23 protein-coding genes, 2 tRNA genes and 2 rRNA genes are annotated in these 25,820 nt (G+C 57.5%); 15 read left to right on the top strand and 12 right to left on the bottom strand.

Annotation, left to right across the window (positions count from 1 at the left end; translation table 11 throughout):
* Window positions 1-155: 155 nt before the first annotated feature.
* A complete protein-coding gene (locus tag BN5935_RS07165; protein WP_082944055.1) occupies window positions 156-881 on the bottom strand; it encodes a YebC/PmpR family DNA-binding transcriptional regulator in 726 nt (241 codons plus the stop codon).
* Between the two features lie 101 nt (window positions 882-982).
* Window positions 983-2,536 (bottom strand): sialate O-acetylesterase, encoded by a 1,554-nt coding sequence (locus tag BN5935_RS07160; RefSeq protein WP_235821036.1) that lies wholly within the window; start codon window positions 2,534-2,536, stop codon window positions 983-985.
* A gap of 144 nt (window positions 2,537-2,680) precedes the next feature.
* On the opposite strand from BN5935_RS07160, the gene BN5935_RS07155 reads away from it, so the two are divergent.
* The 3 genes from BN5935_RS07155 to BN5935_RS07145 are packed head-to-tail and all read left to right on the top strand — an operon-like array spanning window position 2,681 to window position 4,039.
* Complete coding sequence (locus BN5935_RS07155; RefSeq protein ID WP_064975503.1) at window positions 2,681-3,058, top strand: VOC family protein; 378 nt, start codon at window positions 2,681-2,683, stop codon at window positions 3,056-3,058.
* Window positions 3,059-3,060: 2 nt separating this feature from the next.
* Complete coding sequence (locus BN5935_RS07150) at window positions 3,061-3,642, top strand: L-threonylcarbamoyladenylate synthase (protein ID WP_064975502.1); 582 nt, start codon at window positions 3,061-3,063, stop codon at window positions 3,640-3,642.
* Window position 3,643: 1 nt separating this feature from the next.
* Window positions 3,644-4,039, top strand: coding sequence for an acyl-CoA thioesterase (locus BN5935_RS07145; protein WP_064975501.1), 396 nt, complete (start codon window positions 3,644-3,646; stop codon window positions 4,037-4,039).
* Here the strand turns inward: BN5935_RS07145 and BN5935_RS07140 are convergent.
* Entirely contained in the window at window positions 4,036-4,971 is a 936-nt protein-coding gene (locus BN5935_RS07140) for a DMT family transporter (protein WP_064976873.1), read from the bottom strand. The two genes, BN5935_RS07145 and BN5935_RS07140, sit on opposite strands and share 4 nt — an antisense overlap.
* Window positions 4,972-5,116: 145 nt before the next feature.
* On the opposite strand from BN5935_RS07140, the gene BN5935_RS07135 reads away from it, so the two are divergent.
* Window positions 5,117-6,055 (top strand): DMT family transporter, encoded by a 939-nt coding sequence (locus BN5935_RS07135; protein WP_064975500.1) that lies wholly within the window; start codon window positions 5,117-5,119, stop codon window positions 6,053-6,055.
* A gap of 9 nt (window positions 6,056-6,064) precedes the next feature.
* On the opposite strand, the gene BN5935_RS07130 is transcribed toward BN5935_RS07135, so the two are convergent.
* The 3 genes from BN5935_RS07130 to BN5935_RS07120 are packed head-to-tail and all read right to left on the bottom strand — an operon-like array spanning window position 6,065 to window position 8,836.
* Window positions 6,065-7,462: a CCA tRNA nucleotidyltransferase gene (locus tag BN5935_RS07130; protein WP_064975499.1), complete on the bottom strand. Its 1,398-nt coding sequence runs from the start codon at window positions 7,460-7,462 to the stop codon at window positions 6,065-6,067.
* A 4-nt stretch (window positions 7,463-7,466) separates the two neighbouring features.
* Window positions 7,467-8,114, bottom strand: coding sequence for a GDSL-type esterase/lipase family protein (locus BN5935_RS07125; RefSeq protein ID WP_064976872.1), 648 nt, complete (start codon window positions 8,112-8,114; stop codon window positions 7,467-7,469).
* A gap of 8 nt (window positions 8,115-8,122) precedes the next feature.
* On the bottom strand, window positions 8,123-8,836 hold the full coding sequence (locus BN5935_RS07120; RefSeq protein ID WP_064975498.1) for a pyridoxine 5'-phosphate synthase: 714 nt from the start codon (window positions 8,834-8,836) through the stop codon (window positions 8,123-8,125).
* Between the two features lie 183 nt (window positions 8,837-9,019).
* Here BN5935_RS07120 and BN5935_RS07115 point away from each other — a divergent pair, with 183 nt between their 5' ends.
* From BN5935_RS07115 to BN5935_RS07090, 6 genes are all read left to right on the top strand, one after another.
* Window positions 9,020-9,898 (top strand): NAD(+)/NADH kinase, encoded by an 879-nt coding sequence (locus BN5935_RS07115; RefSeq protein ID WP_064975497.1) that lies wholly within the window; start codon window positions 9,020-9,022, stop codon window positions 9,896-9,898.
* Window positions 9,899-9,955: 57 nt separating this feature from the next.
* Window positions 9,956-10,669: an isoprenyl transferase gene (locus tag BN5935_RS07110; RefSeq protein WP_064975496.1), complete on the top strand. Its 714-nt coding sequence runs from the start codon at window positions 9,956-9,958 to the stop codon at window positions 10,667-10,669.
* A gap of 25 nt (window positions 10,670-10,694) precedes the next feature.
* Window positions 10,695-13,235 (top strand): outer membrane protein assembly factor BamA, encoded by a 2,541-nt coding sequence (gene bamA, locus BN5935_RS07105; RefSeq protein ID WP_064975495.1) that lies wholly within the window; start codon window positions 10,695-10,697, stop codon window positions 13,233-13,235.
* A gap of 170 nt (window positions 13,236-13,405) precedes the next feature.
* Window positions 13,406-13,915 carry an OmpH/Skp family outer membrane protein gene (locus tag BN5935_RS07100; protein ID WP_064975494.1) on the top strand — a complete coding sequence of 170 codons (510 nt, stop codon included), beginning with the start codon at window positions 13,406-13,408 and terminating at the stop codon, window positions 13,913-13,915.
* Between the two features lie 27 nt (window positions 13,916-13,942).
* Window positions 13,943-14,482, top strand: coding sequence for an OmpH/Skp family outer membrane protein (locus BN5935_RS07095; protein ID WP_064975493.1), 540 nt, complete (start codon window positions 13,943-13,945; stop codon window positions 14,480-14,482).
* Window positions 14,483-14,685: 203 nt separating this feature from the next.
* Window positions 14,686-15,597: an AraC family transcriptional regulator gene (locus BN5935_RS07090; protein WP_064975492.1), complete on the top strand. Its 912-nt coding sequence runs from the start codon at window positions 14,686-14,688 to the stop codon at window positions 15,595-15,597.
* A gap of 142 nt (window positions 15,598-15,739) precedes the next feature.
* On the opposite strand, the gene tamL is transcribed toward BN5935_RS07090, so the two are convergent.
* Window positions 15,740-18,109 (bottom strand): translocation and assembly module lipoprotein TamL, encoded by a 2,370-nt coding sequence (tamL, locus tag BN5935_RS07085; RefSeq protein WP_064976871.1) that lies wholly within the window; start codon window positions 18,107-18,109, stop codon window positions 15,740-15,742.
* 4 nt (window positions 18,110-18,113) lie between these two features.
* Window positions 18,114-18,860, bottom strand: a complete 747-nt coding sequence (locus BN5935_RS07080) for a nitroreductase family protein (RefSeq protein ID WP_064975491.1) — start codon at window positions 18,858-18,860, stop codon at window positions 18,114-18,116.
* A gap of 127 nt (window positions 18,861-18,987) precedes the next feature.
* On the opposite strand from BN5935_RS07080, the gene dapF reads away from it, so the two are divergent.
* From dapF to BN5935_RS07055, 5 genes are all read left to right on the top strand, one after another.
* Window positions 18,988-19,794, top strand: a complete 807-nt coding sequence (dapF, locus tag BN5935_RS07075) for a diaminopimelate epimerase (RefSeq protein WP_064975490.1) — start codon at window positions 18,988-18,990, stop codon at window positions 19,792-19,794.
* An 18-nt stretch (window positions 19,795-19,812) separates the two neighbouring features.
* Window positions 19,813-20,001: a hypothetical protein gene (locus BN5935_RS07070; protein ID WP_064975489.1), complete on the top strand. Its 189-nt coding sequence runs from the start codon at window positions 19,813-19,815 to the stop codon at window positions 19,999-20,001.
* 11 nt (window positions 20,002-20,012) lie between these two features.
* Window positions 20,013-20,822, top strand: coding sequence for an alpha/beta fold hydrolase (locus BN5935_RS07065; protein ID WP_064975488.1), 810 nt, complete (start codon window positions 20,013-20,015; stop codon window positions 20,820-20,822).
* A gap of 206 nt (window positions 20,823-21,028) precedes the next feature.
* Complete coding sequence (locus tag BN5935_RS07060; RefSeq protein WP_064975487.1) at window positions 21,029-21,310, top strand: zinc ribbon domain-containing protein; 282 nt, start codon at window positions 21,029-21,031, stop codon at window positions 21,308-21,310.
* A gap of 1 nt (window position 21,311) precedes the next feature.
* On the top strand, window positions 21,312-22,094 hold the full coding sequence (locus tag BN5935_RS07055; RefSeq protein ID WP_064975486.1) for a class I SAM-dependent methyltransferase: 783 nt from the start codon (window positions 21,312-21,314) through the stop codon (window positions 22,092-22,094).
* Window positions 22,095-22,378: 284 nt separating this feature from the next.
* Here the strand turns inward: BN5935_RS07055 and rrf are convergent.
* From rrf to BN5935_RS07035, 4 genes are all read right to left on the bottom strand, one after another.
* A 5S ribosomal RNA gene (gene rrf, locus BN5935_RS07050) occupies window positions 22,379-22,492 on the bottom strand.
* Between the two features lie 112 nt (window positions 22,493-22,604).
* Window positions 22,605-25,477, bottom strand: a 23S ribosomal RNA gene (locus BN5935_RS07045).
* A gap of 90 nt (window positions 25,478-25,567) precedes the next feature.
* Window positions 25,568-25,641 (bottom strand) — tRNA-Ala (locus tag BN5935_RS07040).
* A 17-nt stretch (window positions 25,642-25,658) separates the two neighbouring features.
* Window positions 25,659-25,732 (bottom strand) — tRNA-Ile (locus tag BN5935_RS07035).
* Window positions 25,733-25,820 lie beyond the last annotated feature (88 nt).

Here is a 25,820-nt window from a genome sequence, read left to right as displayed (position 1 = left end):
CCCTCCGCTCGCGCTTTTAGTCCGCATCTTTCTTGACGCCTTTTTTGCCAAGCGGGATACACGAACCCGGTTTTTGATTATCGCGGAGCAGATTTCGACATAACGCAGTTCGGGCCGGACAAGGCAGGGCGAAAGGTGCCCGTGAGAATCGAAAACTACTCTTCGTCGGCCTCCTTCATGGTGTGATATACGTTCACCACATCGTCGTCCTCCTCGAGCTTCTCGACCAGCTTCTCGACCGATTCGCGGCCTTCGGCATCGAGCTCCTTCACGTCGGTCGGGATGCGCACCGACTCTCCGGAGACGATTTCGAAACCCTTGTCGTCGAGCCACTTCTGGATGGCGCCGAAAGACTCATAGGGAGCGTAGACCGTGATGCCGTCCTCCTCGGGGTAGAACTCGTCGACACCAAGGTCGATCATCTCCAACTCCAGCTCCTCGGGATCAACCTCCGAGGCGGCTTTGAACTTGAAGACGCACTTGTGGTCGAACATGAAGCCCACCGAGCCGCTGTTGCCCAGCGTGCCGCCGCACTTGTTGAAGTACATGCGCACGTTGGCTACCGTGCGGTTGGTATTGTCCGTGGCGGTCTCGACCAAGAATGCAATGCCGTTGGGACCATATCCCTCGTAAATCACCTCCTTGTAGTCGGCGGCGTCCTTCTCGGTGGCACGCTTGATGGCACGCTCGACGTTCTCCTTGGGCATGTTCTCGGCCTTGGCGTTCTGGATCAGAATGCGCAGGCGGGTGTTGGCCGACGGATCGGGACCTCCGGCTTTGACGGCGATCTCGATCTCTTTCCCCAACTTGGTGAAGACTCGGGCCATATGGCCCCAACGCTTCATTTTTCGCGCTTTGCGATACTCAAAGGCTCTTCCCATACGATTATCGTTTTTTCAGTTTTTTTCTTTCGTGGTGCAAAGGTATAAAATTCGGAATAAAAAAACGGTAATCTTTTTCAAAAATATTCGTCCCGGACCCGCTAATAGACATAACTGATGTCCGTGGACCAAGGGTCGGTGCGGAAAGGTTCGGCAGGGAGCCCGGCCCCGTTTTCGAGGTTGGTCATCGGATAGAGCAGGAAAGCGTAACGCACGGCCACGTCGGCGGCCGTGGTCGAAGCCGTCACCACATCGGGGCAGGTGAGCCACACCTCCGAGCCGTGAATCTCGGCCGCGGCGGGATAGAACCGATGGCTCCGTCCGGCAGCGGCAGCCACATAGAAATGCTTGGGGGCCTGTCCGTCGTTGGTCTTCAGCCCCTCGGCGTTGTCGAAGAGGAGCTTCACCACGCCGTTCTCGACCTTCAGACTGTTGTAGCGCGGCCCGAGGCACGCCACATCGCTGCGGCCATAGGTCTGGTTGAGCGCCAGACGCGCCAGACGTTCGCCGACGGGGCGTTTGTTCGTGGGGTGGATGTCATCGGGATCGCCTACGTCCATCGTCACGGCCATGCCCGAATTGGAAACCTGCTCGCGGGTCAGCGCCTGCGCCTCGCGCATATAGGCGTAACCGATAGCCTCGCTCTGGGTGTAGAACCAATCCTTTGAGGCGGTGTTCTGATCGAAGCCCCACGGAGCGATCTGCACATAATAGAACGGCATCCGTTCGTTGGCGAAATTGCGCCGCCATTCGTTGATAAGCGTTTTGATCAGCAGGGGATAGATATCGTAGTTGTTCCAGTTGCCCTCGCCCTGATACCACACCACGCCGCGGGTCGACAGCCGCAGCAGCGGATAGACCATACTGTTGTAGAGCTCGGCAGGACGCAGCAACACGTTCATATCGGGATCGGCCGTGTAGGGATCGACGAAAGTCGTCTTCAGCCGGCTGTCGGCCTTCAGGGCCTCGATCGGCGTATAGGCCTGCGCCGAGGCACCGCCGTTGGAGGTGTTGACCAGCCCGACGGGCACGCCCAACTCCCGGTGGAGCATCAGCCCGAAGTAGTAGCCCACGGCACTCTGGGCCCCGGCCGTCGCAGGGCTCGTGGAGTACCATTTGCCATAGGGTTCGGGCATGTCGCGCCAGTCGAAGATCGGCCGGGCCTCGTTCGAAGGCTGCACGGTGAAAAAGCGGATGCTCGGATAGTTCGCCGCGCTGATCTCGGCAGCGGCGTTGAGCACCTGATTCATGGCAAAGGCCATGTTGGACTGTCCGCCCAAGACCCACACCTCGCCGATCAGCAGGTCGCGCAAAACGTTCCGCTGGAGCGGCGTGGAGATCACAATCGACTGCGGGGCTCCGTCCGAAGGCGCCGCAGGCACCGGAATCTCCAGCACCCATGTGGCGTTCGCATCGGCCTTGCAGGTGTATTCCTGCCGGGCCCAGCTCGCTTTCGCGGAGATCTTCACATTGGCGGCGGACGCCCTGCCCCACAGACGGAACGGCTGGTTCTGCTGGATCACCATGCCGTCCTGCAGAAAACTGTGCAGCTCGAAAGTCCCGTCAACCCCGTCTTCACCCGGACCACTCTCATCCGAGGAACAGCCTGCGAGGAGCGCACACACGGCAACAAGCACAAAGGAAAGCTTTTTCATATAGCTTAATCGTTTAAGTATTGGTAAAGACAAAAGTAAATAAAAAAACGGAGCATCCAAACCCCCGGACAAAGAAATATCGGCGGGAGGGACGATATTTCACTATATTTATGTAATTTTGCGCCGTATAATACCTTATAGAATATGGAAATCAAAAGCCGTTTCGACCATTTCAACATCAACGTCACGGACCTCGCACGCAGCCTCGACTTCTACGACAAGGCGCTCGGGCTGAAGGAGGTCGGCCGCAAGGAGGCCTCCGACGGATCGTTCACGCTGGTCTACCTCGGCGACGGGCAGACCCCGTTCCGCCTCGAGCTGACGTGGCTGCGCGACCACACCCTGCCCTACGAGCTGGGCGAGAACGAAAGCCACCTCTGCATGCGCGTGGCGGGCGACTACGACGCCATCCGCGAATACCACCGCTCGATGGGCTGCGTCTGCTACGAGAACCACTCCATGGGACTCTACTTCATCAACGACCCGGACGATTACTGGATCGAAATCCTGCCCGTCAAATAGCCATGCAAAATCCTACCGACATACAGAAGGAGGTCGACGAAGCCGTGCGCGTCATGCGCGGGGGCGGGATCATCCTCTACCCCACCGATACGGTCTGGGGGCTGGGCTGCGACGCCACTTCCGCCGCCGCCGTGGAGCGCATCTACCGTCTCAAGCGCAGCGAGAACAAGAAATCGATGCTGGTGCTGTGCGCCTCGACCGACATGACCGTGCGTTATGTCAACAAAGCCCCGGGAGTCGCTTTCGAAGTGATGGAGCTGGCGACCAGCCCCCTGACGGCCATCCTGCCGGGTGCCGTGGGGGTGGCCGAAAACCTCATCCCCGAGGAGGGGACGCTCGGCGTACGCATCCCCGACCACGAATTCTGCCGCCGGATGCTCGCCGCCCTCAAAAAGCCGATCGTCTCGACCTCGGCCAACATCTCGGGCGAAGCGACGCCCGTGGGATTGCAGGATGTGGCGAAGGAGATCGTCGACGGCGTGGATTTCGTCGTCAACCCCCGTTTCGAAGGCAAACCGACCCGCAAAGCCTCGTCGATCATCGCGTTCGGCGAAGGCGGCGAGGTGAAAATCATCCGCGAATAAGATGGCCCGCATACTCGAAACCCCCATTCAGAAACGATTCTCGGACATCGACCCGTTCCAGCATGTGAACAACGTCTCGCAGCAGATGTATTTCGACGTGGGCAAGATGGAGTATTACGAAAAGATACTGGGCGCGGAGGTGCTGCTGGGTGACCTGCGCATCCTCACGGTCTCGACCTCGACCTCCTACATGGGACAGGTGCGGATGCACGACCCCGTGCGCGTGACGACCACCTGCGAACGGGTGGGCACGAAGAGCCTGACGCTGCTTCAGCGGTTGTCGGTCGGCGGCGAGGTCCGCAGCGAAAGCCGCTCGGTGATGGTCGTCTTCGATTTCGCCCGGCAGCAGAGCGAGCCCGTGCCCGCCGGGTGGCGCGAACGGCTCCTCGCGGATTAGTGCTGGAGCCGCCCGTCGCTGCGCAGTTTCGGCAGTCCGTGGCGGACATAGTATTTATAGCCGATCACCACCAGCACCACCCCCGCGAAGATAAAGGCCGACGCCGTGATGTTCGCCGCGTTGAAATGCGCCTGACCGCGCGTGATGGCCAGAATGCCTGCAATCACGGGCTGGATGTAGCGGTAGAGGGCCGTATGCACGGAAGTGAGTTTCTCGGTGCCGCGGTAGAGCAGGTACATCGGCAGCACGGTGCCCAGAATCAGGATATAGCCCAGTTCGGCCTGCGCATAGAGCGGCAGGCGCAGGAAGGGTATGTGGGCGATGTATTTCCAGAAGAAGGGCGCCGTGATGGCCAGTCCGATGATGTAGTACCACCCCATCACGACCAGCGTACCCAGTTTCTCGAGCTGCGGCTTGATGATCACCGTATTGATGGCGATGGCCACCACGGCCACCAGCACAAAGAGGTTGCCCTGCGCCCGGCTGCCGTGGGTAAGCGAGAATCCGTCGCTGAAGATCAGGATCGCGGCCCCGACGAGCGCGCAGACGACACCCACGACACGGGCCCGGATATACTTGCGCGGGTGCATCAGGTGGTCCATGATCAGCGTGAAGGCCGGCCCCAGCGTAGCGATGACCGAGGCGTCGATGGGCGTCGTGTAGGACGATCCCCAGAGCAGCATGTACATCCAGCCGTAGACGATCAGCAGCGTGACGATCAGGATGTTGCCCGCATCGCGCCATGTAATGCGGTAGGAGTAGCGCGAGAAGAGTGCGAAAGGGATGAAGAAAATCGCCGCCGAGAGCACCTGAAGCATGAAGATCTGCTGGAAGTCGAGGTAATTGCGCGTGAGGGAGACGTAAAACGAGAAATTCGCCCCGAAAAAGACGTTGGCGAAGACCAGATCGAGATTATAGCGCGTTTTGCTCATGAAAAAGAAACAGGGCAATTATCGCACCACCCCACCTAAGAGGTGGGCTTTATGGGCGATGGCAGGAATTGCAATTCAGAACATAGCCAACGCTACAACCCATTATAAGACCCACCTCTTAGGTGGGGCGGCGAGCAAGAGAAAAATGGACAAAGGAAAACTGAAAGGACATGCGGCCCTGCTGGCCGCCAACATCGTCTGGGGCCTCAACGCCCCGATCGGCAAGAGCGTGCTCTGGTCCGAGGCCAATTCCGGAGGGGTCAGCCCCTTCGCGCTGAGCGTCTACCGCATGGTGGGCGCCGCGTTGCTGTTCTGGGCTGTCTCACTGCTCCTGCCCCGCGAACGGGTCGCCCCGCGCGACATCGTGCTGCTGTTCTTCGCCTCGGTATTCGGCATCCAGCTCAACCAGATGCTTTTCCTCTGGGGGCTGTCGCTCACCTCACCCATCGACACGTCGATCATCGCCACGATCGTCCCCGTGCTGACGATGGTGCTGGCGACGCTGTTCCTGCGCGAACCGATCACATGGCTCAAGGCCGGGGGCGTCTTTCTGGGATGCGCCGGGGCGCTGATCCTGATTCTGGTGAGTCAGCACGGCGCAGGCCACACGTCGAGCGTCAAAGGCGACGTACTCTGCATCATCAGCGCCATAAGCTACGCCACCTACCTCACCGCCTTCCGCAACGTGATCGTCCGCTACTCGCCCGTGACGACGATGAAATGGATGTTCCTTTTCGCCGCCATCGTCGCCGTGGCGGTCTACTACCGCCCGCTGACCGAGGTCGACTATGCAGGGCTGGCAACCCGGACTTGGGCCGGGATCGTCTATGTGGTCGTCGGCGCGACGTTCTTCTCCTACCTGATGGTTCCCATCGCCCAGCGCCATCTGCGGCCGACGGTGGTTTCGATGTACAACTATGTGCAGCCCATCGTGGCGGTGCTCTTCACCGTGGCCATCGGGCTCGACACGTTCGGATTCACCAAGGCCGGCGCGGCCCTCTGCGTCTTCGTCGGGGTGTGGCTGGTGACCAAGTCGAAATCGCGGGCACAATTGGATACGGAGAAAATGCAAAAAAAAGGTTGAGCGAAATGCTCAACCTTTTTTTGTCAGTCCGCGTTCCGCCGCCAGCCGCTCCATCAGGCCGTAGGCCGCATCGTAATCGTTGGGGATTTCGCCGTCGAGGATGGCGTTCTTGATGACCTCCTTGATATCGCCGATCACGCGGCACGGGCCGATGCCGTAGGTCTCCATGATGAGTTCGCCCGTAACCGGGGGCTGGAAATTGCGGACGCGGTCGCGCTCCTCCAGATCCTTCATCTTGCGGCGCACCAGTTCGAAATTCGCAAGGTAACGCTGCACCTTGGCGTCGATGCCCGAGGTGATGTCCGCTTCGCACAGCGTCATCAGCGCCTCCACGTCGTCGCCCGCTTCGAACAGCAGACGCCGGACGGCCGAATCGGTCACCAGATCCTCGGAAAGGATGATGGGCCGCAAGTGGAGGAAAACCAGTTTCCGGACGAATTTCATATGCTCGTTCAGGGGCAGTTTCAACTGGCGGAAAATTCCCGGAACCATCTTCGAACCCACGACCTCGTGGCCGTGGAAAGTCCAGCCCACCCTCGGGTCGTAAGCCTTGGTCTGCGGCTTGCCGATGTCGTGCAGGACGGCGGCCCAGCGCAGCCACAGGTCGTCGGAACGGCGCGCGACATTGTCCAGTACCTTGAGCGTATGGAAAAAATTGTCCTTATGGGAGTGCCGGCCCCGTTTCTCCACCCCTTTGAGGTTGTGCAGTTCGGGAAAGATCAGCTCCAGCAGTCCGGTGAGTTCCAGCAGTTCGAAGCCCATCGAGGGGACGGGCGAAAGGACGATCTTGTTGAGTTCGGTGGCGATGCGTTCGCGCGAAACGATCCGGATGCGCTCCGCATTGCGGCGGATGGCCTCGAAGGTCTCCTCCTCGATGGTGAAGCCCAACTGCGAGGCGAACCGCACGGCGCGCATCATGCGCAGAGGATCGTCCGAGAAGGTGATGTCGGGGTCGCACGGCGTGCGGATGATGCACTCCTCGAGGTCGGACATCCCGTCGAAAGGATCGACCAGTTCGCCGAACGTGGCGCCGTTCAGCGACCACGCCATGGCGTTGATCGTGAAGTCGCGCCGCCGCTGGTCGTCCTCCAACGTTCCGGGCTCGACCTCGGGTTTGCGCGAATCGCGCGTATAGGACTCCCTGCGGGCTCCCACGAACTCCACCTCGATGCCTCCGGCGCGGACCATCGCCGTGCCGAACGTCTTGAAGACCGAGACCTTGGCTTTCAGTTCGCGCCCCAGTGCCTCGGCCAGAGCGATGCCGCTGCCCACGACCACGACGTCGATGTCGGTCGACGGACGCCGCAGGTAGTGGTCGCGCACATAGCCCCCGACGACGAAAGCCCTCACGCCCTGCTCGTCGGCGAGGCGTGAAATCCGTCGGAATATCGGATTCGAAAGCGGCACGCGGCTATTTCACATGAATTTTAATGGCGTCGCGCCACACCAGATAACCCGGGCCCATCAGGTGCAGGCCGTCATTGGTATAGCGTTTGTCCAGTTTGCCGTCGTGGTCGGCCAAAGCCCCCCAGACATCGAGGTAGGTGACCTCTTTCTCGTCGCACAGCGCCTCGAGCTTCTTGTTCGTCGGCACGATCAGATGGCTGTGGGCGTAGTGGTTCTTGAACTTCGAAAAGTCCTCGCCGTTCACGGGCAGGATGCTCTGGACATAAATCTTGGTCCAGCGCGACTCGCTCTGGAAGCGGTCGATGAGTTTCGCAACATTGGCCACGATCTCCTCGGGCGTGACCCCGGCAGCCAGATCGTTGGTGCCGATCATCAGGAAGAGCTTCTTGGGATGCCCCTCGATGATCGGATCGAGCCGGCCGAGCAGCCACCCCGAACGGTCGGCGCTGATGCCGCGGTTCTTGACATGGCGGTTGTTGAACAGTTCGGCCCACTCGCAGCCGTCGGTGATCGAGTTGCCCAGAAAGACGATGTCGCTCGAAAGCACCGGGAGCACTTCGAAAAGGCTGCGCCGCTGGTAGTTGTATTCGCTCTGGGCGAATGCCGCACCCGCGGCGAGCAGGGCTATGGAAAGGATCAGGATACGTTTCATGGTGGTCGTCATTTAAGTTCGCGGCGATAAAGCTGCACCGTGTTTTCGAGTCCGTAGTAAAGCGCGTCGCAGATCAGCGCGTGGCCGATCGAAACCTCGTCAGTCCAAGGAATGCGGCTGACGAAATAACGCAGATTTTCCAGCGAAAGGTCATGCCCGGCGTTCAGCCCCAGCCCCTGCCGGCGCGCCTCCTCGGCAGCGGCAGCATAAGGGGCGATGGCCTGCTCGGGGCCGTCGGGATATTCACGCGCGTAGGCTTCGGTGTAGAGTTCCACGCGGTCGGCGCCGCACGCCTTCGCCCCGGCGACCATCTCCGGGGAGGGGTCCACGAAGACCGAGACCCGGATGCCCTTCTCGTGGAAGCGCCGCGTCACGTCGGTCAGGAACGCGCGGTTGGCAAGGGTGTCCCAGCCGGCGTTCGAGGTGATGGCGTCGTGGGCGTCGGGCACGAGGGTCACCTGCGCCGGGACCACCTCCAGCACCAGATCGATGAAGCTCGGGATGGGGTTGCCCTCGATGTTGAGTTCCGTCGTGAGCACCCGTTTCAGGTTGCGCACGTCGTCGTAACGGATGTGGCGCGCATCGGGGCGCGGGTGCACCGTGATGCCGTCGGCCCCGAAACGTTCGATGTCCGTGGCCGCACGGACCACGTCGGGAAGGTTGCCCCCGCGCGAATTGCGGACCACGGCAATCTTATTGATGTTAACACTCAGCTTTGTCATAAAACTCGCTATATTTAAAGAATATAGGATTCGGTTCGGCAAAATCCGGACAAGTTTGGTTTTGCGCTCACCTTTCACTATATTTGTGGCGATATGCCGCACCTCCGCACCGGTTCGCAAATGCCTGCGCTCCAAGTTCGGATCGGCGTGGTAAAGTTACTTTATTTTTTCGAAACTCCGCCGATGAAAATCATACTTTTTTCCCGCGCACAGATTGCCCACACCCCCGAAGAGATTCGCCAGTTGTTCGATGCGATCGAACTGTTCGGATTCGACTACGCAGTCAACAAGGAATTTGCCCCCGTCGTGCGGCAAACCGCCGGGATCGTGCTTCCGCCGGAGAGAGTCTACGGCCGGCACATAGGCAAACAGCCTGCCGAAACCGTCATGGTCTGCTACGGAGGCGACGGAACGCTGCTCGAAGGGGTACACCGGCTCTGCGGCGCACCGATTCCCGTCATGGGCATCAACGCCGGACACTTAGGGTTCCTCACCAGCGCTCCGAGCGCCGGACTGAACCTGATATTCAGCGACATCGCCGCCGGGAGAATCGCCACCGAGCCCCGCTCGCTGCTGCGCATCGAGGGCGATTTCGACGACCGGCCCGATTCGACGCTGGCACTCAACGAATTCACCGTGCAGCGCCACGGCGCGGGGATGATCTCGGTCGAGACCTATGTCGACGACCAGATGGTGGCCACCTACCACGGCGACGGGGTGATCGTCTCCACCCCCACGGGATCGACCGCCTACTCGCTCAGCGCCGGGGGTCCCGTCGTGGCCCCGACGTGCCGGTGCCTCGTCATCTCGCCCCTCGCCCCGCACAACCTCACGATGCGTCCGGTGGTGATCCCCGATTCGGGCGTCATCTCGCTGCGCGTCAACGCCCGGCGTTCCGACGCGTTCGTCACGCTGGACGACCGCACATACCGGATTTCGCACGGCGCGGCCTTCACCGTCAGGCGGGCCGAACAGCAGATTTTTTTGGCCGTACCGCACAATATATCATTTTACGACACGTTACGGAATAAGATGATGTGGGGAATCGACATCCGCAGTTAATCTTTAATCGTTTTTTCCTTAAGTTAATAGAATTTTTCCCTATATTTGTGCCCTAATATGAGCGAGCAGAAACGCATACCGCAACACGTCGCCATCATTATGGACGGCAACGGCCGCTGGGCCGGGTTGCACGGCAAAGAGCGTTACGAGGGTCATGCCGCGGGTGTGGAACCCGTAAGGGCTTCGTTGCGCGCCGCTGCCCGCTGGGGTGTGAAGTACCTGACGCTCTACGCGTTCTCGACGGAGAACTGGGGCCGTCCCTCCGGGGAGGTCGATGCGCTGATGGAACTTTTCTGCCAGAGCGTCGTGAACGAAACGCCCGAACTGATCCGCCAAGGCGTCGAGGTACGCATGATCGGCGACAGAAGCCGGTTTTCGGAGAAGGTCCAGCGCTATCTGGCCCAAGCCGAGGAACGGACCGCCGGAGGACGGACGCTGACGCTGATTCTGGCGCTCAACTACTCGTCGCGCGACGAAATAACGCGCGCCGTGCAGCGGATCGCCCGCCGCGTGGAGGCCGGGGAGATCGCCCCCGCGGAGATTTCCGAGGGCACGGTCAGCACCTCGCTCGACACGGCCCACTACCCTGACCCCGACCTGATCGTCCGCACCAGCGGCGAACAGCGGCTGAGCAACTTCCTGCTGTGGCAGGCGTCCTATGCCGAACTCTGGTTCCCCGAAGTGCTGTGGCCCGATTTCACGGAACGGGATTTTGACGCGGCCATAGAGGAGTACGCACGGCGCGACCGCCGCTTCGGACTGGTTAAATAAATGAAATTAGCTATATTTACAATAGATGAATTATTCCGGTAAGATATTCACGGCAGCGGCTGCCCTCGTGCTTTGCTGCTCGAATATATTCGCCCAGGAGCAGAATCCGCAGGACACGACGGCGGCTCCGAAGCCTGCGATTTCCGAAAATGCCCCGATGTATAAAAACGAGGGTGCGCCCAGGCTCTACCACATTCGCAACGTCAACGTCCACGGCGTGCAGTACCTCAATCCCGACATTATCAAGTCGTCTGCCGGACTGATCGAGGGCGACTCGATTTATCTGCCGAGTAACTTCATCTCCAACGCCATCTCGCGGCTGTGGAGCCAGCGGTTTTTCTCGGACGTGAAGATCGGCGCCGAGATCGAGGGCGACAGCCTCGATCTGGAGGTGTTCCTCAAGGAGCGCCCCCGCGTCTACAACTGGGAGTTCGAGGGCATCACCAAGGGCAAGAAGAAGGACCTGCTGGAGAAACTCAAGCTCAAGCGCGGCAGCGAACTCTCGGATTACGTCATCGACAAGAACCAGAAGCTCATCAAGCAGTATTGGGCCGAAAAGGGTTTCCGCAACACGGAGGTCGGCGTGCGTATCGACAACGACACGCTCCGTCCCGGACAGGCCGTGACCGTCACGTTCCTCATCGACCGCAAGTCGAAGGTCAAGATCGGCAAGATCAACTTCACGGGCAACGAGCAGTTCGCGGACAAGCGCCTGCGCCGCACATTCAAGAAAACCCACCAGAAATCGATCAACTTCTTCAAGGGCGCCAAGCTCAACGAGGGCGACTACGAAACCGACAAGGAGCTGCTGATCGACTTCTACAACTCGAAGGGTTACCGGAACGCCACCATCGTGAGCGACTCGATCTACCCGATCAACGAGAAACGCATCGGCATCGACATCGACGTCTCGGAAGGCAACAAATACTACATCCGCAACGTGTCGTGGGTCGGCAACTCGGTATACGAAACCGACGACCTGCAGCGCATGTTCAGCGTCAAGAAAGGCGACACCTACGATAAGAAATCGATGCACAAGCGGCTGGGAATCGGCAAGGAGGAGAACCCCGAGGACATGTCGGTCAAGTCGCTCTACCAGAACGAGGGCTACCTGATGTCGCAGATCGAACCCGCGGAGGTGATCATCGCCCCCGACTCGATCGACATCGAGGTCAAGGTGTTCGAGGGCAAGCAGTTCACCATCAACGAGGTCGGCATCACGGGCAACCAGCGCGTCGACGACGAAGTGGTCCGCCGCGAACTCTACACCCGCCCGGGCGAACTGTACAACCGTTCGCTGCTGATGCAGACCATCCGTACGCTGGGTTCGATGGGCCATTTCAACCCCGAGGCCGTCATGCCCGACATCAAGCCCGTCTCGAATGAACTGGTGAACGTCAACTGGCCCCTCGAGGAGCAGGCTTCCGACCAGTTCAACATCGCCGGCGGCTGGGGCTCGGGAACCTTCGTGGGTTCGGTGGGTATCACGCTGAACAACCTTTCGATCAAAAATGCGTTCAAGAAAGGCGCATGGCGCCCCTACCCGATGGGCCAGAACCAGCGGCTGTCGCTCTCGGCACAGACCAACGGTACCTATTACAAGGCGTTCGCGTTCAGTTTCACCGACCCTTGGATGGGCGGCAAGAAACCCAACTCGTTCACCCTTTCGGCACATTTCTCCGAGCAGAACAATGCCTACTATGTGTGGCAGTCGGCAACGCAGTATTTCCGCACCTACGGTCTGGCCGCCGGTCTGGGCAAGCGCCTGAACTGGCCCGACCCCTATTTCACATTCTATGCCGAGGCCAGCTACGAGCGTTACAACCTGAAGAACTGGACGGGATTCGTCGTGGAGAACGGCAACTCGAACCTGCTGTCGCTCAAGCTGGTGCTGGCCCGCAACTCGGTCGACCAGCCGATCTACCCGCGCCGCGGTTCGGAGTTCAGCGCCTCGGTGCAGGCCACGCTCCCCTACTCGCTCTGGGACGGTAAGGATTACAGCGACCAGTCGATGTCCGATCAGGACCGCTACCGCTGGATCGAGTTCCACAAATGGCAGTTCAAGGCACAGTGGTTCCAAGGATTCCTGCGCAACTCGAACCTCGTGCTGATGCTCAAGGCCGAGATGGGATACCTCGGAAGCTACAACAAGAATAAGGTTTCGCCTTTCCAGCGCTTCGAAGTCGGCGGCGACGGCATGTCGGGATACAATATATACGGTATCGACATCATCTCGATGCGCGGTTACGAGGACGGTGCGCTCGACCCGTCGAGCTATTATTCCCGCGGCTACAACAAGTACACCGCCGAACTGCGCTACCCGATCATCCTGAAACCTTCGTCGCAGATCTATGTGCTCGGATTCCTCGAAGGCGGTAACGCATTCGACTCGTGGAAGAAGTTCTCGCCCTTTCGGATCAAGCGTTCGGCCGGCTTCGGCGTCCGCCTCTATCTGCCCGTGGTGGGTATGCTCGGCATCGACTGGGGATACGGATTCGATCCCCCCGCGAACTCCACGACCAAGAGCGGCAGCCAGTTCCACTTCGTACTCGGACAACAATTTTAGCCTGAGCAAAAATTGCAGCCCGGAGGGGAGCGATATTGAAAATCCCTCCGAATCCCCCTTTGAAAAGGGGGACTTAAACAGGCGAGTGGCAATAAATTTGAAAGAAAAGAGTTATATTTACAGCAAAAACCCGGGAAACCGGCTGAATATTAACTTAAAATAACAGGATTATGAAACGGCTGATTTTAATTGCGGCATTCGTTCTGACGGCAGGGACTCTGGCGGCCCAGAACTACATAATCGTCAACAGCGAAAAAGTTTTCAAGTCGATCGCCGCTTACAACACGGCTATCTCCGATCTGGATGAGCTCGCCAAGCAGTACCAGACGCAGGTGGATACCAAATTCGCGGAGGTGGAGACGCTCTACAACAACTACCAGATCCAAAAGACGTCGCTCTCCGCCGCATCGCGTCAGGTGCGCGAGAACGCCATCCTCCAGAAAGAAAAGGAGGCTCAGGAGTATCAGGAGAGCCTGTTCGGACAGGAGGGTATGCTGATGAAAAAGCGGGTCGAAATGATCAGCCCCATCCAGAAGCAGGTCTTCGCGGCTATCGAGGCCTATGCCAAGCAGGTCGGGGCCGATCTGGTGCTCGACTCGGCGAACAACCCCACACTGCTCTACAACAACCCCTCGGTCGAGCGGACACAGCAGGTGATCGATGCCCTGAAGAAGAAATGACATCAAAACATTAACTGATAAATTCGTATGAAAAAAGCAATTAAACTGACCCTCGCTGTTGCGCTGGTTATGGGTTCCACGACGCTCTTCGCCCAGAAGTTCGGACGTATCAACACCCAAGAGATCATCATGTCGATGCCTGAGACCAAGACCATGCAGGAGAACATGGAGACCTATGCCAAGGAGCTACAGGACAACATCGAGACGATGAACGTCGAATTCAACAACAAACTGCAGGAGTATCAGAAGAATCTCAACACCTACAACGACGCAGTCCGTGAAATGAAGGAGAAGGAGTTGCAGGACCTGCAGAACCGCAGCCGCGAGTTTCAGGAGCGCGCACAGCAGGACTATCAGAAAAAGCAGAACGAGCTGCTCTCGCCGATCATCGACAAGGCCAAGGCTGCCATCGACAAGATTTCGGCCGCCAATGCATACACGGTCGTATTCGACACCTCGACCGGTTCGCTGGCTTATTTCGACGAGGCTACGCTGACCGACATCGCTCCTCTGGTGAAGAAGGAGCTGGGCATCACCGATGCTCCCGCAGCCGCTCCCGCCAAATAAAAAGCAGACACACAAGCCCCGCGGAACACACCGCCGGGTCAGAGATAACCCGCAAAGAGCGCCGGTCCGACAACGACCGGCGCTCTTTTTTGCGCATCATAGTTCAAAAACGCGCCCGAGGTGATCGAAAGGTCGAATAATCAAACCTTATGAACCATATCGAATATTTTTATTACTATATTTGTCGGAAATTAAGTGACGCTATGAACAGAAAAACCACAGAAGCTCCGATCACGAGCTTTACCCTCAGTGAGCTGATCGCCATGTCCGGCGGCGAGAAACGTCCCGGCCTGCTGGGTGAATGCATCGCCGCCAACAGTGCCTCCCAAATGGAGATATTCCGGTTCCCGGGACGTCTCGACGCTTTCGTCATCGGCGTATGCACCGAAGGCGAAACGACCTTTACCTCCAACTTGAAGGAATACCGGCTGAAAAAAGACTCGCTCTTCATCTTCGAGCCGAAGCACATATTGCAGGTACAGTCCAATAACAGCTTCAAGGTGCATGTCCTCGTCATCACGCCGGACTTCCTGCGGCGCATCAACATCGACACCAAGCACATGATGCCGCTCTTCCTGCAATTCGGTTCGCGCCCCTGCATGGAGCTCACACACAAGGAGTGCACCTCGCTGCGCAGCTTCATCTCGATGGTCGAACAGGAACTCGAAGGCCCCGAGACCGATTTCGCGATAGAGATCGTCGGCGGGCTGATCGCCGCGACGATCTACAAGGTCGGCGACATCCTGACCCATTACATCGAGGAGCATCCCGAGGTGGAGAATCCCATGCACAACCGGGCCGAGGAGTATTTCAAGCAGTTCACCGAGCTGCTCGGCGAACATTACATCCGCGAACGCAGCGTGGGGTTCTACGCCCGGCAACTGTGCATCACGCCCAAATACCTCACCACGCTCATCAAGCGCATCAGCGGCAAATCGGTGTCGGAATGGATCGACAGCTACGTCATCCTCGAAGCCAAGACGCTGCTCAAATACTCGAACATGAGCGTACAGGAGATCGCCTACTACCTCAATTTCCCCAACCAGTCGTTTTTCGGCAGCTATTTCAAACGCAACACCGGCATGTCGCCGTCGCAGTATAAAGCCAAGCAATAAGCCGGCAGGCGCAGTTGTTTTCGATCAGTGCGGTGCAGATACCGTGTATCGTGAAAAATCCCCGGACGGGTAGTACCGAGAAGTACATCCCGTTCGGGGATTTAAGGGATGTGCGGCAGGTGCGCCGCAATCATCGAAAACATCAGAACGGATAGCCGACGCCGAAGTTAAGGGCGGTATTCTTCCAGCGGAAATTGTGAATCCACCGCTCGCCGGCGGGATTGTTGGGATTGTGGAGCTGGATACCCCAGTCGAGGCGCAGCACGGCGAATTTGATGTCGAAACGCAGGCCCAGACCCGTGTTGAATCCCAATTGCTTGTAGAACCGGTTGAAGCGGAAGACCGCATCGTCGGAATACTCTTTCGGATTCTCCCGGATGTACCAGATATTGCCCAAGTCGAAGAAGGTCGCTCCGTGGATGATCCCCCAGACCGGGAAGCGCAGTTCGAGATTGGCCTCCAGTTTCACATCGCCGGTCTGCACCGGATAGTCGTTGTGAGGGTTGGCCACCGAGCCCTGTCCGAGGGTTCGGGGCGTCCAGCCGCGCATGCCGTTGCTGCCGCCGCAGTAGAACTGGCGGTCGAACGGCACCGATTCAGAGTTGCCGTAAGCCATCGCCACACCGCCGTAGAGACGTCCCACCAGCGCCGTAACATCTCCCAGCATGATCTTGCGGCTCAGACTCAGATCGGTACGGAAATACTGCGAATACTGAATACCGAAAATCGTATAATAATCCTTGGTCTTGGCCGGGGAGAAGAACATATGCTCGACGGCGTCGATCAGGTTGCCGGCGGTTTCGCCGTTGAAGCGGATGTTCGTGGCATTGCCCCCGAGGTTCTTGCGCTGGTTGTTGTAGCTGTAACCGAACGAAAGGCCGCCGATGAACTGGGTTTTAAAACTGTTTATCAGGTACTTGTTCTGAGTACTGCCCAGAAACTCAGGGTCCACGGGCCGCGTCATGTCGATCACGTTGATGTCGATCGGCCGCAGCGAGAACGACGAATAGCGGTTGTTGGTCCACATATAGGTGATGCCGGCGCTCGAAAGCGTACGGGCATAATAGGGCCTGTCCTGAAAATTAATGGACAACTCGACCTTGGTCTTCGGCTGATTCACCGTGCGGAAACGCCCGGGAAAGAGGAAGCGCGGGAAAGTCAGGCCCGTGGTAACGCCGAACTCCGTGGCCCGCTTCTTCTTGGCATCGGGGGCTTTCATGAACTCGTAACCCGCCGTAAAGGAGATGTCGAACGACTCCGCCCCGCGGAAAATATTGCGGTTCTGGTAACCGAGGGTGGCTTTCAGTCCGTAGAAACTCGACGTGGTGCTTCCCTCGAGATCGATCTTGACGCTCTGCTTGAGCGTCGGCGTGCAGAGGATGTTGCAGGTAAGGTAACCCTCGCGGGTATAGATCGTCCGGGTCGAATCGGCAGTAGCGCCGATGAAGGAGACGTAGGTCGTGTCGTCCACCGGCCGGGGCTGCTCCTCGAAGGCGATCTTGGCACTCTTGAAATACCCGAGAGCCATCAGATCGGTATAGGCGCGGTTGACCTGCGCCGAGTTATAGACGTAATTGGGATAGAGCGGCACGGCCTGCCGGAGCACCGACGGGCGCAGGTTGGGACGCTTCTCGTAGATGATGTTCAGACCCCGGTAATAGAGCGTATCGAGGCGCGAGACCAGCGTGGTGTCGGTCCGCGCGACGGTCGGGTCGTAGCCCGGGAAGATATTGATCTTGTCGATGCGGTAGACCATGTTGTTGTCCATAACGGCCTGTCCGCGGGCGTTGTAGCCCGTAAGGTACTGCTTGACGACCACGCGCAGGTCGACCTCGCGGTTGCCGCCCAGCGTATCGGCCCAGAACATAATATTGTTGACCGAGAAGTTGTAATAACCCCGCTCCTTGAGGTAGGAGGCGATGCGCTCCCGCTCGGCATCGAGCACCGTGACGTCGTAGATGTTCCCCCGGCGGAGCAGCGTATTCGCCGTATCGGGCAGCACGATCTGCTCGAGGAACTTGTCCTGAAATTCGTAGGAGATCGAGTCGATGCGGTAGGGTTCGCCCTGATGCGTGCGGTAGGTGATCCGGGCCCGCTTGCGGCGCGACGTGGTGTCGACCTCGAACGAAGCCTGCGAATTGAAAAATCCCTTCGAGTCCATGTAGACCTTCAGGTTCTCGGCGCTCTTCTCCGTCAGCCCCATCTCCAGCAGCACGGGGGCCTGCCCGATCTTGCGCTTCCAGTTGTTCCAGCGATTGTCCTTCGACGGATTGGCCTGCTCGTAGAGCCAGACATAGAAATTGGTCCCGAGGAATCGCTTGTTGGGAGTCTGCCGGATGTATTTCTCCAGATCGGACGCCGTGATACGCTCCCGGCGGGGGGTCGCGCGGTCGTCCTCGATCTTCACCTGCTGCACGAGGTACTGCCCTTCGGGGATGTGGCGCGTGACGCTGCAGGCCGAGCCGAGAAGACCCAGCGCCGCGGCGGCGAATATGCGGCACACCCTACGCACCATATCAGTTGTTGAAGAACCCCTTCTCTTTCAGCAGGGCGAAATAGGATTTCGAAATGGCAAGGTTGTCCTTGCGCACATAACGACGCTCGGTGAAGACCTTCGCCAGATTCGGCAGACCGTTCTCCTCCAACAGGCGCTTCGTGAGGTCCGACTCCTCGCGTTCGGCCCACAGTTCGTCGATCTCGGCGGCGGTATAGTCGGTGTATTTTTCATAGTGGACCACAGCCTCCAGCGGCAGGCGGTCGGTCAGCTCGGGCGATTCGTCGGGATAGCCCATGACCACGGTGGTGAGCGGAATAACCCCTTTCGGGAGCTCCAGAATACGCGAAATATCACCCGCGGTGTAGATCGTCGTGCCGAGGTAGCAGATGCCCAGCCCGTGCATTTCAGCCTCGACGCAGAGGTTCTGCGCCGCCAGCAGGGCGTCGGTCGAAGCGTTCAGGAACCAAGCGAAATTGTCGTAGGCGGGAGCGGCGTCGCGCTGTTCGCACCACATCGTGAAGCGGTGGACATCGGCGCAGACGGTCACCACGCACGGAGCCTCGCGGACCATCGGCTGGTTGAAATGACACGGCGCAAGTTTCTCGCGCAGCGACCGATCGCGGGTCACCACCAGCGAATAGAGCTGCATGTTGCCGCAGGTCGAGGCGCGCGAGGCGGCCTCGAGGCACTCCTGCAGGATATCCTCGGGAATGGGCGTCGAAAGGAATTTGCGTATCGAACGATGCTTGAAAAGCACACTTTTCATAAAGGGATTTTTTTACCGGTGTAACACATAACTGCGCGCCGGCGGGCAGCGCCGCGGATATTTTTCACAAAATTAGCAAAACTTTTAGAAGTTTTACTATTTTTGTCGGTAGATAACCACCTCAAAAGTGCAGACAGCATTTGCAAAATACGAGGGTGCGGGCAACGACTTCATCCTGATCGACAACCGCGACGGCGTCTTCACGCCCGATGCGGCGGTGATCGCCCGTCTGTGCGACCGTCATTTCGGCATCGGCGCCGACGGCCTGATGACCCTCGCGCGCAGCGCCGAGATCGACTGCTCGATGCGTTACTACAACGCCGACGGGTCGGAAGGCGAGATGTGCGGCAACGGTGCCCGTTGTTTCGCGCTGTTCGCCCAGCACCTCGGCATCGGCGGCGAAACCAAGTATTTCGACGCCGCGGATGGGCTCCACACCGCCCGCATCTGCCGTTCGAAAGGACCCGCGGGAGAGATCGAACTGGGAATGACCGCCGTCCGGGAGATCCGCACGGGCGGGGACTGGTGGTTTCTCAACACGGGAGTCCCCCACTATGTGGAGTTCGTCGACGACCTCGCATTGGTCGACGTCACCGGCCGCGGACGCATCATCCGCCGCGACACGACACGCTTCCCGCAGGGTACGAATGTCAATTTCGTGCACATCACGGGCAACGGCGCCATCAGCGTGCGCACCTACGAGCGCGGCGTGGAGAACGAGACCCTCGCCTGCGGCACGGGAGCCACAGCCGCCGCTATCGTCGCCAGTTTCGTCTTCCAGCCCCAAACCGCGCACTATGCGGTTTCGGTCCCCGGAGGAGAACTTGCGGTACGGTTTTCGCATGAACCGGGAACACAGACCTACACGGACATCCGCCTGACGGGCCCGGCACGCCGGGTCTTCGGAGGGGTGTTCGACAGCGAAAATTTCTAAACAAACCAGTTTTTCCCCATGAAAACACAAAAGGGAATCCGCGAACACGAGGCGGACGAACTTCGGAAAGCCAAACGCCTCGAGCCGATACGCAAAAGCGGCAAGGAGCGCCACGCGCTGTACAGCAGTTTCGACGAAGACGAGGACGAGATACTGCCCCTCAAGCGCGAATCAGTGCTCGATTACCTCGACGAAGAGGAGGAATAAACGCGAATTCGATGATCGAAAAATTCATTATGGCAGGGCCGACAGCCCTGCACGTCTGCGACTCCCGGCAAGGGGACAAATGCGTCGTGCTGCTGCACGGCTACCTCGAATCGATGCTCGTCTGGGAAGATTTTATTCCATTCCTCTACAAGGAACTGCGGGTGGTTACGTTAGACCTGCCCGGCCACGGCATCTCGGTCGTCACGGGCGAGGAACACTCGATGGAGTTCCTTGCCGACACCGTGGCCGACGGGCTCCGGGAGCTGGGGATCGAACGCTGCACGCTCGTGGGTCACTCGATGGGCGGTTACGTCGCGCTGGCTTTCTGCGAACGCCATCCCGAAATGCTCGACGGCGTGGTGCTGCTCAGTTCGACGCCCAATGCCGATACGCCGGAGAAGGCCGAGAACCGCCGCCGCGAAATCGCGCTCGTGAAGGCCGGGAAGAAGGAACTGCTGGCCCGCGTAGCCCCCGAAGCGGGATTCGCCGAGGAGAACCGTGTCCGGATGAAAGATTACATCGAGGACCTCACCGAGCAGGTCTTCGTCACCGAGGACGAAGGGATCGTCGCCCTGCTGAACGGCATGACCGCCCGCAGGGACTACAATGAGATGCTGCGCAAAACCGACGTTCCCGTGCTCTTCATCCTCGGCCGCAAGGACGGATACATCCCCGCCGAGGCCGCCGAAAAGATGGTTGCCGAACACCCCGAAGCCCGGGTCGTATGGCTCGAAAATTCGGGACACATGGGTTTCCTCGAGGAACCCGAAGCCACGGCACAGGCCATCCTCGGATTCATACAATCGGAAAAACGGCTTTAGAAAAGTCGATTTATACGCCCGAAACGTATCCGGAAACAGAATTTGTCTATCTTTAGGGTCGTAACGGCCCTTTTATCAGTCGGAAAGTTTTGCCGAACCGCATACAATTCGGTTTTGGAGCCGTCTGTTCTTTTTTATATCTTTGTATAAATCGGGTTCCGCCGTTGCCATTTCGGCCGCGACACGGAATCTTCAAATCGGAGAATATGACACCTGAAGAGATGAATTTTTGCCAGAGTTGCGGTATGCCCATGACGGCTCCGGAACATTTCGGCACCGAGGCCGACGGAACTCCCAGCAACGAATACTGCGTCTATTGTTACAAGGACGGTGCTTTCGCCCAGAAGTGCTCGATGGAGGAGATGATCCAGACCTGCGCCCAGTTCCACGAGGAATTCAAGCATGAGGATGGCCGCAGCTACACCCGTGAAGAGGCTGTCGCCGGCATGCGGGAGTTTTTCCCGCACCTCAAACGATGGAAAATGTAGTATGATCACCCGTCATCCACTGGGGCGTCACGACCTGTCGATCAAACGGAAGGATATGGTTCTCGAAATCGGCTCGGGGCATAATCCCATGTACCGTTCCGACGTCATTGCCGACAAATACACGCAGGACAACACGCACCGCTGCGGCGAGATACTGATCTACCCCCACCAGCAGTTCATCAAGGCCGACGGCGAATTGCTGCCCTTCGGCGAGAAGGCATTCGACTATGTAATCTGCAATCAGGTGCTCGAACACGCGGAAAATCCCGAGCAGTTCATCGCCGAGATCGTGCGGGTCGGGAAACGCGGGTACATCGAGACTCCGAGTATGCTCGGGGAGCTGATGTTTCCCAAGGAATCGCACAAATGGGTGATCCTGCTGGTCGACAACAAGCTGGTCTTTTACGAAAAGTCACGAATGCCCGGCAACTACCGCAACAACTACGGCGAAGTTTTTCTCAACTACCTGCCTTATCAGTCGCTGCCGTTCAAGATGCTCTACGTCTCGGAGCCCAACCTGATGCTCAACCGCATCGAGTGGGAGGGCGATTTCGAGTGTCTGATAAATCCTAAAGACGACTATTACAGCCGTTTCTTCACCCAGAAATGGGACCGGGAAATGACGATGAAGATATTCCCGCCCCGCCGGGGAATCACCGAGATACGCCGGACCCTGCGGGCCAGTTACTACCTCGTCCGGGAAAAGATCGTCCAAAAATTCCGCCGGCGCCCCGAACCCCTCACGGTCAGCGAGTACCTCAAAGCTGCAAAGAAGCGGCTTTAAAAAAGCGGTTTTATGCGCCCTTGCGTTATCCCGCCTCGCATAGAAGTAGGCGATCCGCTTTAAGAAAGCGGCTTTAGGGTGCGATGTCAACGCAGTACATATCCGCAACAATTCTGCGCGTCCACCCAAAACAAAAAAGCCCCTCGGGAAAGGGCGGGGACAGCGGGGCGGGAATGTCAATACTGCTCTTCAAAACCGGACGTTTCAACTTTCCGGAGCAATCGAACAGTCCCCGCGCAGAGATGAGGGTACAAAAAAAGGTCAGACCTTTCGATCTGACCTTGAAGAGGCGGCTACCTACTCTCCCACGGGAAAACCGCAGTACCATCGGCGTAAGTGAGCTTAACTTCTCTGTTCGGAATGGGAAGAGGTGGAACCTCACTGCTATAACCACCTAAAAGAACCTTTGCTTCAATCTATCGAAGCCGTGCGAGTGATGCTTTTAGATCATCACAATCCGTCGCACTCGGTATGAGTTGACATATCAGGGAAATGAGATAAAGAATTGCTGTAAAAAAGCCGTTCGGGTAATTAGTACTGCTCGGCTTTGACATTACTGTCTTTACACCTGCAGCCTATCAACGTAGTAGTCTCCTACGCCCCTCAAGGGAAAACTTATCTTGGGGATGGCTTCGCGCTTAGATGCTTTCAGCGCTTATCCAAACCGAACGCGGCTACTCGGCGGTACACTTGGCAGCATAACCGATACACCGGAGGTTCGTCCAACTCGGTCCTCTCGTACTAAAGTCAGGACCCCTCAATTTTCCTACGCCCGCAACAGATAGAGACCGAACTGTCTCACGACGTTCTGAACCCAGCTCGCGTGCCACTTTAATCGGCGAACAGCCGAACCCTTGGGACCTTCTCCAGCCCCAGGATGTGACGAGCCGACATCGAGGTGCCAAACCGCCGCGTCGATATGAGCTCTTGGCGGCGATCAGCCTGTTATCCCCGGAGTACCTTTTATCCTTTGAGCGATGGCCAGTCCACACAGAACCACCGGATCACTATACCCTGCTTTCGCACCTGATCGACTTGTAGGTCTCACAGTCAAGCACCCTTATGCTATTGCACTCTACGCACGGTTACCATTCGTGCTGAGGGTACCTTGGGAAGCCTCCGTTACGCTTTTGGAGGCGACCACCCCAGTCAAACTACCCACCAAACGGTGTCCCCTTTGCAGGGTTAGAATCCAAGTACACAAAGGGCCGTATTTCAACGTTGACTCCACGAATACTGGCGTACCCGCTTCAAAGTCTCCGGCCTATCCTACACATTATGTACCCAAATTCAGCGTTAAGCTATAGTAAAGGTTCACGGGGTCTTTTCGTCCCGTTGCGGGTACCCGGCATCATCACCGGGACTACAATTTCACCGAGCTCACGGTTGAGACAGTGTCCAGATCGTTACACCATTCGTGCAGGTCGGAACTTACCCGACAAGGAATTTCGCTACCTTAGGACCGTTATAGTTACGGCCGCCGTTTACTGGGGCTTCGATTCAATGCTTCTCTTGCGATGACATCCCCTCTTAACCTTCCAGCACCGGGCAGGTGTCAGGCCCTATACGTCTTCTTTCGAATTTGCAGAGCCCTGTGTTTTTGATAAACAGTCGCCTGGACCTCTTCGCTGCGCCCTACTTTCATAGGGACCCCTTTTCCCGAAGTTACGGGGTTAATTTGCCTAGTTCCTTAACCGTGATTCACTCGAGCACCTTAGGATACTCTCCTCGACCACCTGTGTCGGTTTACGGTACGGGTAACATATACTTAAACTTAGAAGATTTTCTTGGAAGTCGACTTGGGTGAACTATCAGATTGGCCGTAGCCGCTCCGTACTGTCAGGTTTCAGCAAGGACTAACTCTTAATCTGTCCCTATACCTACGCCCTTTAACCACCTATTCCGTCAGGCGGCGTCACTTACGTTCCTTCGTCTCTCCATCGAGGTATATGTCAGTATCGGAATATTAACCGATTATCCATCGAGATCACCGTTCGGCTTACCCTTAGGACCCGACTAACCCTGATCCGATTAGCGTTGATCAGGAAACCTTGGTCTTGCGGTGTGCGGGTTACTCTCCCGCATTATCGTTACTCATGCCTACATTTGCTTTTCCATAAACTCCACCTATCCTCGCGGAATGGCTTCGACGTCAATGGAATGCTCCCCTACCGCACTCTCGTGCCCAGAACTTCGGTGGTATACTTGATGCCCGTTTATTATCCACGCTTTGCCGCTCGACTAGTGAGCTGTTACGCACTCTTTGAATGAATAGCTGCTTCCAAGCTAACATCCTAGCTGTCTCTGCAGCAAAACATCGTTAGATCAACTTAGTATACTCTTCGGGACCTTAGTTGCTGGTCTGTGTTGTTCCACTCTCGTAACCGGACATTAGCACCCGGTCGCTCACTGCTGTAAATCATACTACTGGCATTCGGAGTTTGTCAGGATTTGGTAGGCGGTGAAGCCCCCGCATCCAATCAGTAGCTCTACCTCCAGTAGACTCTTAATTACAACGCTGCCCCTAAAGGCATTTCGGGGAGTACGAGCTATTTCCCAGCTTGATTAGCCTTTCACCCCTACCCTCAAGTCATCGAGAAGCTTTTCAACGCTTATTCGTTCGGTCCTCCAGTTGGTTTTACCCAACCTTCAACCTGCTCAAGGGTAGATCGCAAGGTTTCGCGTCTACAACCACTGACTAGCCGCCCTGTTCAGACTCGCTTTCGCTTCGGCTCCGTGCATCCTTGCACTTAACCTCGCCAGTGATTAGTAACTCGTAGGCTCATTATTCAATAGGCACGCCGTCACAGCACGAAGCTGCTCCGACAGGTTGTAAGCGTATGGTTTCAGGTTCTATTTCACTCCCCTGTTCGGGGTTCTTTTCACCTTTCCCTCACGGTACTGGTTCACTATCGGTCTCTTGGGAGTATTTAGCCTTACCGGGTGGTCCCGGCAGATTCAGACAGGATTCCTCGTGTCCCGCCCTACTCAGGATACTGCTATCGCTTGACAAACTTACCTGTACGAGTCTTTCACTCTCTATGGATGAACTTTCCAGAACATTCCAGTTCGTTGTCAGTTGAATGTTGCAGTCCTACAACCCCGGCTTTGCCGTAACAAAACCGGTTTAGGCTGTTTCCCGTTCGCTCGCCGCTACTTAGGAAATCGATGTTTCTTTCTTTTCCTCCTCCTACTAAGATGTTTCAGTTCAGAGGGTTGGCTTCCGTTGCCGGATGCTGGATCTTCTACCCAGCGGGTTGTCCCATTCAGAAATCTCCGGATCAAATCTTGTTTGCAAATCCCCGGAGCTTATCGCAGCTTACCACGTCTTTCGTCGCCTCCAAGAGCCTAGGCATTCCCCATACGCCCTTATTTACTTTCTTACAACTTCCAACACGGCCTATTGATCCGTGTCGGAACTCTATCTCATCTCCTTAAATATGTCAATGTACGTTGAATCTTTCGATTCCGAGTGGAGGATAAGGGAGTCGAACCCTTGACCCCCTGCTTGCAAAGCAGGTGCTCTAGCCAACTGAGCTAATCCCCCGAGTGTTGTATCGGTTGTAGTCCCGTGCGGACTTGAACCGCAGACCCCTACATTATCAGTGTAGTGCTCTAACCAACTGAGCTACGGGACTGTATCCGCGGGAAAACCCCACTCGAGTATAACATTAAAAATTACTGATTATTTCGAGAGAAAATCGCAGACCTATCTGTCGACGAAAT

Source organism: Alistipes provencensis (assembly GCF_900083545.1).
GTDB classification, from domain to species: Bacteria; Bacteroidota; Bacteroidia; order Bacteroidales; family Rikenellaceae; genus Alistipes; species Alistipes provencensis.
The sequence above is the reverse complement of the archived record's forward strand: the minus strand, read 5'-3'. Positions and strand labels throughout refer to the sequence as shown.